The sequence below is a fragment of the Mycobacterium sp. G7A2 genome (assembly GCF_041902445.1).
Taxonomy (GTDB): domain Bacteria; phylum Actinomycetota; class Actinomycetes; order Mycobacteriales; family Mycobacteriaceae; genus Mycobacterium.
On the sequence record NZ_CP169251.1, the window covers coordinates 2,973,225 to 2,984,575 of the forward strand.

An 11,351-nucleotide genomic window follows, 5' to 3' on the forward strand; every position below is an offset into this window, starting at 1 on the left:
ACGGAGGTCGGTCAGATGTGCCGACCCCATCCATTGCCTCGACCGCACGGATGCCCGAGGGGGCCACGCGTTAAACCGCGAGTGCTGGTCACAGCGTCGCGGTGAGGGGCCCGTTCTCGGAGCAGACCTTCTGGGGCGGGTTGCCCGTCGCTGCGCACCCGCGACCCGTGGCGGTGTACGTCGCGCCGGGGCGGTACGGCTGGAAGAACACCTGCGCCGGGACGATTCCCGAGCCCTGGGCGCACCGGCCCGGGCTCGACTCGCCGTCCATCGCAATGCACGCGACAGTCTGGAAGGTCACCGCACCCTCGCAGGCGCCGGTGTCCACCGTCGCGGTCACCATGTCGACACCGGCGACGTTGACCACGGTGGGGGCGGTCAGCGAGTACGTGCACCCCGCCGGCTCGGGCTCGGCGGCCGCCACGGCCACCGACGAACCCAGGGAAACCAGGACCAGCACCCCCACTGCGCACGCGCGAAGCATGCACTGGATGGTAAGGCACCGGGACGGGGCGGCCACCGGGAAGCGGCGCAATTGCTCTGCTAAGACGCCCCGAGCGCGGTCAGCATGCCCTGGGCCGAGCGTGGCCAGCTGAACTGCTCGGCCCGCTGTCGCGCGCTGTGTCTGCGCTGGGGTTCGGGCCGGCTCATCACCGTGGTGACCGCGCGGGCGACGGCGCGCGCGTCGTTGTCCGCGGTGGCTCCGCTGTCGGTGGTGAGGATTTCGGCCAGCGCCGAGGTTCGTGACACCACCGCGGGCGTGCCGCATGCCAGCGCTTCGAGCGCGGCCAGGCCGAACGTCTCGTGAGGGCCGGGTGCGAGTGCGACGTCGGCGCTGGCCAGAATTCCCGCCACGGTGTCGCGGCACCCGACGTATCCGAGGAAGTCGACAGGCAGACGACCGGCCTGCCGTTCCAGCCTGGCGCGCAGTGGTCCCTCCCCCACCACGACCAACCGGGCGTCCACCCCCTCCTCACGCAGGGTGGCAACGGTGTCGATGCTGCGGTGCGCGTGTTTCTCCACCGACAGCCGCCCGCAGTGCACCAGCAGCACCTGGTCCGGGCCGGCCCAGCGGCCCCGCAACTCCGAGGAGTGGTGCCGGGGATGGAACTGGTCGAGGTCGACGCCGAGGGGCACGGTCATCACATTGGCGGCATCGATACGTTCGAACTCTTCGCGGGCGAACGCGGTGGTGCACACCACGGCGTCGTAGTTCGTGGCCGTACGCCGGTTGGCGACGTCGGCGACCGCTCGGGCCAGCGGCTCGGGAAGAATCTGGCCGACCAGACGGTCGAGGCGTTCGTGGGAGATCATCACCGTCGAGACGCCGTGGCGCCGCCCCCACGGGCCCAGTGACCGCAGGGTCAGCCGGTCGGACACCTCCAGCGCATCTGGTTCCAGCTCTTCCAGAAGCGCGGTCACCGGTCTCGGCAGCACAGCGCGATAACCTCCGGTGAACGGGATCAACCTGGCGGGCAGGGAGATCCGGATGACCCCCGACGGCAACCGGACCCATTCGGCGTAGCGGCCCGGGACGATCAGGTACACCGAGTGCCCGGCCGCGCAGTACTCGGCGCCCAGTCGGTCCACGGCGGTGCGCAGCCCGCCGGACCGGGGGCCGTAGAAATTGGCTACCTGGACCACCCGCATGGCTGCATAACAGCGCCTTCGCATGTGCGGAAGTGAACCGCCAGTCGGCGTGCCGTCGAACAGCTGGTGGCCTGTCGGTGCCCGCTAACCGACGTGAGCGGCCAGCCAGTCCAGGACACGGCGCCAGGCGTCGGCGGCGGCCGCCGGGTCGTAGCGGTCACCGGTGTCGTTGAAGAACGCATGATTGGCGCCGGGTTCGGTGACCAGCTCGTGGACCATCCCCGCGCGTTGCAGGGCGGCAGCGGCGGCGGGTTCGGTCGCATTGACGCGTTGGTCGAGCTCTCCGTAGAAGGCCAGCACGGCAACGTCTTTGGAGCCGGAGAAGTCGGGATCCTCTGGTGTCGGCCCGTAGAAGGGGAAGGCGGCGGCCAGTTCGGGCGCGCCGCTGTCGAGCAGCCGCCACACCAGTCCCCCACCCATGCAGAATCCGATCGCCGCGACCCGCAGATCCGGCGTGCGCCGCTGCACTTCGGCGATTCCGGACTTCAGGTCGGCGACCATCGCGTCGGGTTCCCGGTTGCCCAGCGCCGCGGTCGCCTCGGCCGGATCGTCGAACGTCGACGTCCCGCCCTGCGCGGAGAGCAGGTCGACGGCCAGGCTCGAATAACCGGCGCCGGCCAGACGCGCGGCCACCGAGCGGGTCCAGTCGTTGAGGCCTTTGTTCTCGTGTATGACGAGCATGCCCCCGCGTGGTCGGACCGCCTCGGCCCAGGCGCCCTGCAGTTCGCCTGACGGTCCCGCCCAGGTGACGGCCGCGGTCGACACGGCCGAATCCATGCCCGGCGGTGAGGTGTCAGCAGGCGCCGCCGGCGTGGCGGTGGACGGGGCGCCTTGCTGATCGCTGCTGCTGCAGGCAGCGATCAGGGAGGTGGCAGCGGCGGCTCCGATGCCGAGCAGGCTCAGTCGGCGCAGTGCTTCGCGCCGGGTGAGCAGGCCGTCGACGTGGTCGGTGGCGATTTCCTCGGCGATATAGCGCTGCAGCGGCGTCACCCCAGCCATTATGCCCGGGGGTGTGATGCAGTTCACAGGCTGATGGTAGACAAACGGCAAAATCTGTTCACTGATGTCGTTGACACCTGCCGACGTGGGCGGTTCGATGAGTGTTGTGAGTGATGTGACGTACGACACGGTCATCCGCAACGGGCGCTGGTTCGACGGCACGGGCGCCCCCTCGGCGGTGCGCACCATCGGCATCCGGGACGGCCACGTCGCCGCGATCGCCACCGGTGATCTGGACGAGACCGGCGCGCAGGTGATCGACGCCACCGACCAGTGGGTGCTTCCTGGCATGATCGACATCCACACTCACTACGACGTCGAAGTGCTCGGCGGCCCGGCGCTGTCGGAGTCCTTGCGCCACGGGGTCACCACCGTGCTGCTCGGCTCGTGTTCGCTGTCCACGGTGTACCTCGACGCCGCCGACGCCGGCGACATCTTCGGGCGCGTCGAGGCGATCCCGCGCGACTTCGTCATCGACGCCGTCGAGAAGCACAAGGACTGGACAAGCGGTGAGGAATACATCGCCGCGCTGGAGTCGCGCCCGCTCGGGCCCAACGTGGCGGCGTTCCTCGGACACTCCGACATGCGCGCCGCGACAATGGGACTGGACCGGGCCACCCGTAAGGACGAGCGCCCCACGCGAGCTGAGCAGGCGCGGATGGAACGTATGCTGGTCGAGGCGCTGCGCGCCGGATTCGTCGGAATGTCCTCGCAGCAGCTGCTCTTCGACAAGCTCGACGGTGATGTGTGCCGGTCGCGGACCCTGCCGTCGACGTATGCCAAACCGCGTGAGCTGCGCAGGCTGAAATCGCTGTTGCGCCGGTCCAACCGGGTACTGCAGTCCGGGCCGGACATCCAGAACCCGTTGAATCTCCTGTCGCAGGCGGTGCAGTCGCTGGGGGTGGTGCGTAACCCGCTCAAGACCAGCCTGCTCTCGGCGGCCGACGTCAAGTCCAACCCCGTCGCGGTCAACGTCCTCGGTCCCCTGGCCCGGCTGGTCAACAGCCTCGGCGGCAACTTCCGGTGGCAACACCTGCCGGTTCCGTTCGAAGTGTACGCCGACGGTATCGATCTGGTCGTGTTCGAGGAGTTCGGCGCGGGCGCGGCCGCCCTGCACCTGCGTGACGAGGTCGAGCGCAACGAGCTGTTGCGAGACGAGGGCTACCGCAGACGTTTTCGCAAGGACTACGACAGCCGGTTCGGGATGCGGGTGTGGCACCGTGACTTCTTCGACGCCGAGATCGTCGCCTGCCCCGACCGGTCCGTGGTCGGCAAGTCGTTCGGCGAGGTGGGGCGCCTGCGCGGCGGGCTGCACCCGGTGGACGCCTTCCTCGATCTGGTGCTCGAACACGGTCGGGCGCTGCGGTGGCGCACCACCATCTCCAACCATCGGCCCGAGGTGCTCAAGAAGCTGGCCCGTGATCCCGGTATCCAGATGGGGTTCTCGGACGCCGGTGCGCATCTGCGCAACATGGCGTTCTACAACATGGGCCTGCGCCTGCTGCGTCACGTGCGGGACGCCGAACTCGCCGGCACGCCGTTCATGACCATCGAGCAGGCCGTGCACCGGCTCACCGGGGAGCTGGGCGACTGGTATCGCATCGATGCGGGCCACCTCCGCCTCGGCGACCGCGCCGACGTCGTCGTCCTGGATCCGCGCCGGCTCGACGCCGTCCTCGACCGTTATGCCGAGGAACCGGTGGCCCAGTACGGCGGTCTGTCGCGCATGGTCAACCGCAATGACGACACCGTGAATGCCGTGCTTGTGGGCGGGCGGCCGGTGTATCTCGACGGCGCGCTGACGCCGGTGGTCGGATCCGAGCGCACCGGCAGGTTCCTGCGTGCCGCGCACAAGGCGCCGGCGCCGGCGAGACGGCAAGAGACGGGGACAGCGGCAAACGGGAAAGAGGCTCTGGCACATGTCGGTTGAGCAGATGGGCGAGGTGACTGACATCGAGACGACCGTCTCGTCGATGTGGGCGGCGCTGTCGGCGCGCGACTGGGACGGTGTGAAGCGCCAGCTTGCTCCGCACTGCATCTATCTCGACATGCCGGTCGGTCCTGCAGCAGCCGCGCGAGGTCCGGACGACATCGTCAAGCGCCTCAAGATCGGGCTCGAGCCGCTGGCGTCGTACGCGAACTTCCCCGGCCTGATGGTCAGCAACGGGGTGGATCTGATGTACGAGCATCACGAGGAATGGCACTGGGCCACCGGCGAATCAGCGGTTCTGCAGTTCGTCACGGTGCACCGGGTCGAGGACGGTCTGATCACGCTGTGGAAGGACTACTGGGACATGGGGGCGCTGGCCAACCATGCGCCGGCCAGTTGGCTGGCCGATTTCGCGAACGCCGACATGTCCTGGGTGTTCGACGCGACCGGACTGGTGTGAGGAGCAACCGATGCTGGACCTGAAGATCACCGGCGGCACCGTCGTCGACGGCACCGGCGCCGAGCGTTACCGGGCCGACATCGGCGTCAAGGACGGCCACATCGTCGAGGTGCGCCGTCGCAGCGGCAATGACGGGGCGTCCGACGGCCTGCAGGCCGACGCAGCGCACGAGATCGACGCGACGGGGCGCATCGTCGCCCCCGGTTTCGTCGACGTCCACACCCACTACGACGGTCAGGTCAGCTGGGACGACACGCTGGAACCTTCCAGCCTGCACGGCGTCACGACGGTGGTCAGCGGTAACTGCGGGGTGGGATTCGCCCCGGTGCGGCCCGGGAGGGAGCAGTGGCTGATCGAACTGATGGAGGGTGTGGAGGACATCCCCGGCTCAGCGCTGGCCGAAGGCATCACCTGGCAGTGGGAGAGCTTCCCCGAATATCTCGATGCCGTCGAGAAGCGCTCGCTGGCAGTGGATTACGGCACCCAGATCGCCCACGGAGCAGTGCGCGGCTATGCGATGGGCGAACGCGGCGCCCGCAACGAGGAGGCCACGCCCGACGACATCGCCGCCATGGCGCGCATCGTGCAGGAAGCAGTGGAGGCGGGCGCGCTGGGCTTCTCCACGTCGCGCACCGAGGCCCATCGTGCGATCGACGGTGAACCCGTGCCCGGAACCTATGCCGCCGAAGCGGAATTGTTCGGCCTCGGTCGGGCGATGGCGGCCGGTGGCCGCGCGGTGTTCGAGGTGTCACCCCAGGGCACCGCGGGTGAAAGCCCCGCGGAGGCCACGATGCGCGAGATGGACTGGATGACCCAGCTCGGCGCGGAGATCGAACGACCGGTCACGTTCACGATGATCCAGACCGGCGGAGCCCCCGATCTCTGGCGCCGACAGCTCGAACGCGCGGGCAAGGCGCTGGAGAACGGCGTCGAGTTGTACGCCCAGTTCGCCGCCCGCCCGTTCGGGATGCTGTTCGGCTTTCCCGGTTATCACGCCTTCACCCACCGCCCCACCTACCGCCGGCTCAAGGCAGAGCTCGGCCACGAGGAACTCGCCGCGCGGCTGGCCGACCCGGGTGTGCGCGAGACGATCCTGGCCGAGGCGGATCTACCGCCACAGCCGGTGCCGCTGTTCGACGGTCTCTACGCGCTGATCCAACACAGCGCCGACCGGATCTTCGCGATCGGCGACCCGCCCGACTACGAACCGACGCCGGATCAGACGGTGGCCGCGATCGCGCAGGCGCGTGGTCAGGATCCGCTTGCCGCGATGTATGACCTGATGCTCGAGTCGGACGGCACCGCGATGCTCATGCTGCCGTTCTTCAACTACGCCGACGGCAACCACGACGCCATCCACGAGATGATGACCCATCCCGCCGCGGTGTCCGGGCTGTCCGACGGCGGGGCGCACTGCGGCTTGATCTGCGACGCGTCCTACCCGACCTTCCTGTTGACGCACTGGGCCCGCGACCGCCACCGCGGACCACGGTTCTCGCTGGAATACGTGGTGCGCAAGCAGACCCTGGACACAGCAACGCTCTACGGGCTCTCCGACCGTGGTGTGCTGGCGGTGGGCAAGAAGGCCGACATCAATGTCATCGACATGCAGGCGCTGCAGTTGGACGTGCCGCGCATGGCCTACGACCTGCCCGCGGGCGGGCGGCGACTGGTCCAGGGCGCCCGCGGTTACGACGCGACCGTGGTGAGCGGGGTGATCACCCGGCGTCACGGTGTGGACACCGGGGCGCGGCCGGGCCGGCTGCTCCGCGGGGTGCGTTAAGAAAGCTGCTGCGGCCGTGCACGAGCTGTCAAGGTGTGGCTGTCTGATCCATTAGGCGCGGCCGCGCTGTCGAACTCGGTCACCACAGCCGCGCGCAGTTCCTCCCGTGAGCGCAAACCGAGCTTCTGATAGACGTGGCGCAGGTGGTACTCCACGGTTTTCGGGCTCAGGAACAACGCCGCAGCTGCCTCTTTGGTGGTGGCTCCGGCGCCGAGCGCCTGCGCGATCCGGGCCTCCTGAGAAGTGAGCACCGAGAAGGGACTCTCGCCGGTGCGGCGAGCCCGTGACCCAGTGGCGTCGAGTTCCGTCGCGGCTTGTTCGGCCCACGGGCGAGCGCCGAGCCGCTCGAATGCGTCGAGGGCGCTCTGCAGCTCTGGCCGTGCTGCGACGCGCTTCTTGTCGCGGCGAAGTGCAGAACCGAACGACAGCCGGGTGCGGGCTTCCTCGAACATGTCCGGACTGTCCGAGTGCAGTTCGATCGCTGTCTCGAAGTGCGCCCAGCGTTCGTCGGAGTTCGCGGAGCACATGGCCACTGCGCGATGGGCGCGTGCCAGTGCCCACGGCTGGCCCTTGACTATGGCGCGGTGAAAGTACTCCTCGGCAACTGCTTTCGCCTGGACAACCTCGCCTCGACGCTGCAGGGCCTCGGCGAGTTCCGGTCCGGGTGCCAGGTCGACATCGCCAAGGCCAGTGCCGCCCAAGAGCACCTCCAAGTCCCGAAAGTGCGCCACAGCCCCGTCGGCGTCGCCGAGAACCAGGGCGAGGTCGCCGAGTGCGAACTCAGACCACAGCTGCGCCAGCGTGATGTCGTGTGACCGGCCAAGCCGTTGCGCCTCAGCCAGGGTGTCTCGGCTCTGCTCGGCGGCGCCCATTCTGGCCTGCAACCAGCCCAGGCCGGCCAACGAAACTGCAAGGTCCGTGGATTGCCCGGTTTCTCGTGCCAGCGAGATGCTTTCGTCGTACTCCGTGACCGCCGCATGCCATCGGTGGGTCGTCGCGTCGTCACGTGCGGTGTGAAACAAGAGGTTGGGCAGCGCGCCAAGCGCGGTGTGGGCTCGGCGGTCCCGCACCACGCCCTCGGCGAGGTCACGTCCCGCCGTCGACTCGCGCAAGAACAGTGTGCCGATGATCGCCCAATCCGGGCGCCGGGGATCATCCAATACCGACGGTCGTGCGCTGAGCGCCGCCACCGCTTCCCGAATCCATCGCACGCCGTCCGCGCCGGCGAGCACCCGGGCGATGCCGATCGCCATCTGGGCCCGAAGGCGCGCCGCTGGACCGCAGTCGTGAACCAGGCGCTCCAGTCGATCTGCGGCGGCCAGCCCGGCGGCGGTATCGCACAGGTAAAAGCATGCTGTCACGGCGTCGGCCAAACACAGCGTGGCGGTGTCGGGGTCGACATCCTCCACTCGAGATGCGGCCGCCACGAGCCGACCGTGGGCATCGCGAAGTGATCCGGCGCGCAGCGCGATGTTTCCGCGTATTCCGTCGATTCTTGCGAGCTCGACGGGGTCGCAGACCACCTCCTCAGCCCGCTGTAGGAGAGCCGTGGCCTGCGCCGCGCGACCGGCGAGCCACGCCGACTCCCCGGCGGCCGTCAACCGCGCGCCCTGCACCGGGTAGTCGATCGTCAGCTCAGCGCTTCGGGTGAACGCGGCCGTGGCAACGCGGTACGCACCACGGGCTTTCGCGCTCTGCGCGACAACGGACAGAGCAGATGCCACGGCGTCGTCAGGTCCGACGCACGCCTCACTGAGATGCCACGCCTTACGCTCCGACATGGCAGATGGAAGCGCCGAAGCGACGGCACGGTGAACCCGACGGCGGGTGTCGGCATCTGCCTCGGCATAAATTGCCGACCGAACGAGCGGGTGGCGAAACTCGGCACGCCCGGCTCGGATTTCGAGCAGCCCGGCCTCTTCTCCCGTCGCGAGTAGTCCGACATCGGTGCCGATGGTCTGCGCCGCCCGGGCGGTCACCGTCAGCTCGCCATCGGCGACAGCCGCGATCAGCAGAGCGGTGCGCGCCGACCCGGGCAGGGCGGCGATCCGGCGCCCGAACGCCCGCGCAACTGTCTGGGTGACCGGCGGCGGCAGTTCCGGTCCCGCCCGGTCGAGCTGTTCGGGGTCACGGGAGAGCTCGACGAGGGCCAACGGGTTGCCCGCGGTGAACGCGTACAGCTCGTCAGTCATTCGCGTCGTCGATGCCATGGCGACCAGCTCGGCGGCCGCTGCCGGATCCAGGCCGCGCAGCTCCAATGCCGGCAGGCCCGGGTCGGTGAATGCCACGTCGCGCTCTGGGCGCAGGCAGACCACCAGGGCGATCGGATCGGCCAGCAACCGCCGCGCCACGAAGTGCAGGGTCTCGACCGACGGCGGATCGAGCAGGTGTGCGTCGTCGACGAGTATGAGTAGCGGAGCCTGTTCGGCGTAGCGGCTCAGCAGGCTCAGTGTCGCTGCCGCCACGGCGAACCTCTCCGGAGGCGGGCCGTTACGCAGCATCAGCGCGACGGACAGTGCGTCGGATTGTGGCCCGGGAATGTCGTCGACGAGGTGCAGCGCCGGGTGCAGAAGTTGGTGTAGACCGGAGAAGCCGAGTGTCGACTCCCCTTCGCTGCCGGAGGTGCGTAGCACCGTCATATCTCCGGCATGGGCGGCGGTGTCGTCCAGCAGGGTGGTCTTGCCGATCCCTGCTTCACCGCACAACACCAAGACGCCGCTTTGCCCCAGTCGGGCAGCGGCCAGCAGCTTGGCGATGCGTCGCTGCTCGGGTCCCCGGCCGACCAGCATGTGCAGATCATACGGAGACAACGACTAGGTGGGGCACTGGATTCGGGATGCCCCACCCCGGTGTCACCGTGGTGGCAGCCAAGAAAGGACACCACGATGAACATGACCGCCACGGCGTCTCCCATTTCGGGTCCGCCCGTCGATCCCGACCGCCTCACCGCCTTCGTGTCCCGTGCCGTCGAAGAAGCCGGTGCCGCGTTGAACTGCGCGCTCGTCGTGATGGGCGACCGACTGGGCTTCTACCGAGATCTGGCCGCGCACGGGCCGAGTACACCGGCCGAGCTGGCCGAGCGCACCGGAACCGCCGAACACTACGCCCGGGAGTGGCTCAACGCCCAGGCCGCTGGATCGTTCGTCAGCTACGACGCGTCGACCGGCCGCTACCTGCTGAGGCCGGAGGAGGCGGTAGCACTCACCGACGAAGCCAGCCCCGCCTTCGTGGGGGGCCTCTTCCAGATCGTGTACGGAACGATCCGCGACGCGCAGCGTGTCATCGACGCCGCGCAGGCGGGTGATGGAGTGGGCTGGGGTGAGCACAACGCCGATGTCCACGTCGGCTGCGAGCGGTTCTTTGCCCCGAGCTACGCCGCTCACCTCGTCGGCGAGTGGATTCCCGCGCTGACTTCGGTGCCCGGCAAGCTTGCTGCCGGCGCCACCGTCGCCGACATCGGCTGCGGGCACGCTGCATCGACGATCCTCATGGCACAGGCGTTTCCGAGGTCGACGTTCCTCGGTGCGGACGCCCACGGCGAGTCCGTCGAGATCGCCCGCCGGCGTGTCGAGCGTGCGGGGCTCGCCCCGCAGATCACCCTCGAACTGGCGGCGGCCGATGCGTTCACCGGTGGTCCGTACGACCTGGTCACGACGTTCGACTCGCTGCACGACATGGGTGACCCGATCGGCGCCGCACGCCACGTTCGCGAGGTAATCGCCGACGACGGCACGTGGATGATCGTCGAGCCGGCCGCCGGCGACCGGGTCGAACACAACCTCACCCCGGTCGGGCGGGCTTACTACGGCTTCTCCACTCTGCTGTGCACCCCCTCGTCACTGGCCCAGCCGGTCGGACTCGCCCTGGGCACCCAAGCAGGGCCCGCGCGTATTCGCGACGTGGTGACCGCCGCGGGCTTCACCCGATTCCGGTTGGTCGCGCACACCCCTTTCAACAACGTCTTCGAGGTTCGGCCCTAGCAGCACGTCTGGCTGCACCAATCATGAGGGAGTCAACCAGTGAGAACAAACCAGTCACATACGCCAAGGCGGTGCACACACCTGTCGGCCACCATGGTCGGCACGGTCGCGCTGGCAGCGGCAGTGGGCACGCTCGCAGCGCCCGCGGTCTCGCACGCGGAAAAGGTCTGGGACATCGGTGCGTACGACTCATGTATGCACGCGGCAGAAAGCAGATACGTCAACGGTCAGACAGATAGTGACGGGTTCACGGACGAGAGAAACTTCTGCTGCATCATGTCCGGCGGCGAATTGAATGGTTCCGGCATGACGGCGAAGTGCGAAGCACCACCTGCGACCGCGCAGAGCGCACCACAGGCACCCTGGGAGGCCGGGCGGGCACCTCGGCCCGAAACGGCAACGCCGGGTCAAGTCGCACCACCTCCGCCCGCCCCCGAGACACCTGTCGTCGGGACCTACAACCCCGACCTCCAATGGCTGGACCCACAGCCCTGAGTCACCTGCCCGAGGCAGTCGATCAGGCCATGGAGAGCCGACCAAAGGCAGAAG

The 11,351-nt window shown here is 68.7% G+C and carries 8 protein-coding genes; 4 read left to right on the forward strand and 4 right to left on the reverse strand.

Translation table 11 applies throughout. The features are described 5' to 3' along the window. Positions 1–88: 88 nt before the first annotated feature. The 3 genes from ACEWX3_RS14355 to ACEWX3_RS14365 form a co-directional block, all read right to left on the reverse strand. Positions 89–484, reverse strand: a complete 396-nt coding sequence (locus ACEWX3_RS14355) for a hypothetical protein (protein WP_221357521.1) — start codon at positions 482–484, stop codon at positions 89–91. A gap of 59 nt (positions 485–543) precedes the next feature. Continuing rightward, complete coding sequence (locus ACEWX3_RS14360) at positions 544–1,650, reverse strand: glycosyltransferase (RefSeq protein WP_374156901.1); 1,107 nt, start codon at positions 1,648–1,650, stop codon at positions 544–546. A gap of 84 nt (positions 1,651–1,734) precedes the next feature. After that, positions 1,735–2,640, reverse strand: a complete 906-nt coding sequence (locus tag ACEWX3_RS14365) for a dienelactone hydrolase family protein (RefSeq protein WP_374156902.1) — start codon at positions 2,638–2,640, stop codon at positions 1,735–1,737. A 124-nt stretch (positions 2,641–2,764) separates the two neighbouring features. Here ACEWX3_RS14365 and ACEWX3_RS14370 point away from each other — a divergent pair, with 124 nt between their 5' ends. From ACEWX3_RS14370 to ACEWX3_RS14380, 3 genes are read left to right on the forward strand one after another with little or no spacing between them, the layout of a single operon-like run. Next, positions 2,765–4,579 carry an amidohydrolase family protein gene (locus tag ACEWX3_RS14370; RefSeq protein WP_374159859.1) on the forward strand — a complete coding sequence of 605 codons (1,815 nt, stop codon included), beginning with the start codon at positions 2,765–2,767 and terminating at the stop codon, positions 4,577–4,579. Beyond that, the gene (locus ACEWX3_RS14375; protein ID WP_221357527.1) at positions 4,569–5,039 is read left to right on the forward strand and encodes a nuclear transport factor 2 family protein; all 471 of its coding nucleotides are present in this window, start codon (positions 4,569–4,571) and stop codon (positions 5,037–5,039) included. The genes ACEWX3_RS14370 and ACEWX3_RS14375 overlap by 11 nt, the downstream gene beginning before the upstream one ends. Before the next feature lie 10 nt (positions 5,040–5,049). After that, positions 5,050–6,822 (forward strand): amidohydrolase family protein, encoded by a 1,773-nt coding sequence (locus ACEWX3_RS14380; protein WP_374156903.1) that lies wholly within the window; start codon positions 5,050–5,052, stop codon positions 6,820–6,822. Here ACEWX3_RS14380 and ACEWX3_RS14385 read toward each other — a convergent pair. After that, the gene (locus ACEWX3_RS14385; RefSeq protein ID WP_374156904.1) at positions 6,819–9,611 is read right to left on the reverse strand and encodes an AAA family ATPase; all 2,793 of its coding nucleotides are present in this window, start codon (positions 9,609–9,611) and stop codon (positions 6,819–6,821) included. The genes ACEWX3_RS14380 and ACEWX3_RS14385 overlap by 4 nt on opposite strands. A gap of 96 nt (positions 9,612–9,707) precedes the next feature. On the opposite strand from ACEWX3_RS14385, the gene ACEWX3_RS14390 reads away from it, so the two are divergent. Next, positions 9,708–10,802 carry a class I SAM-dependent methyltransferase gene (locus ACEWX3_RS14390; RefSeq protein WP_374156905.1) on the forward strand — a complete coding sequence of 365 codons (1,095 nt, stop codon included), beginning with the start codon at positions 9,708–9,710 and terminating at the stop codon, positions 10,800–10,802. Positions 10,803–11,351: the final 549 nt, after the last annotated feature.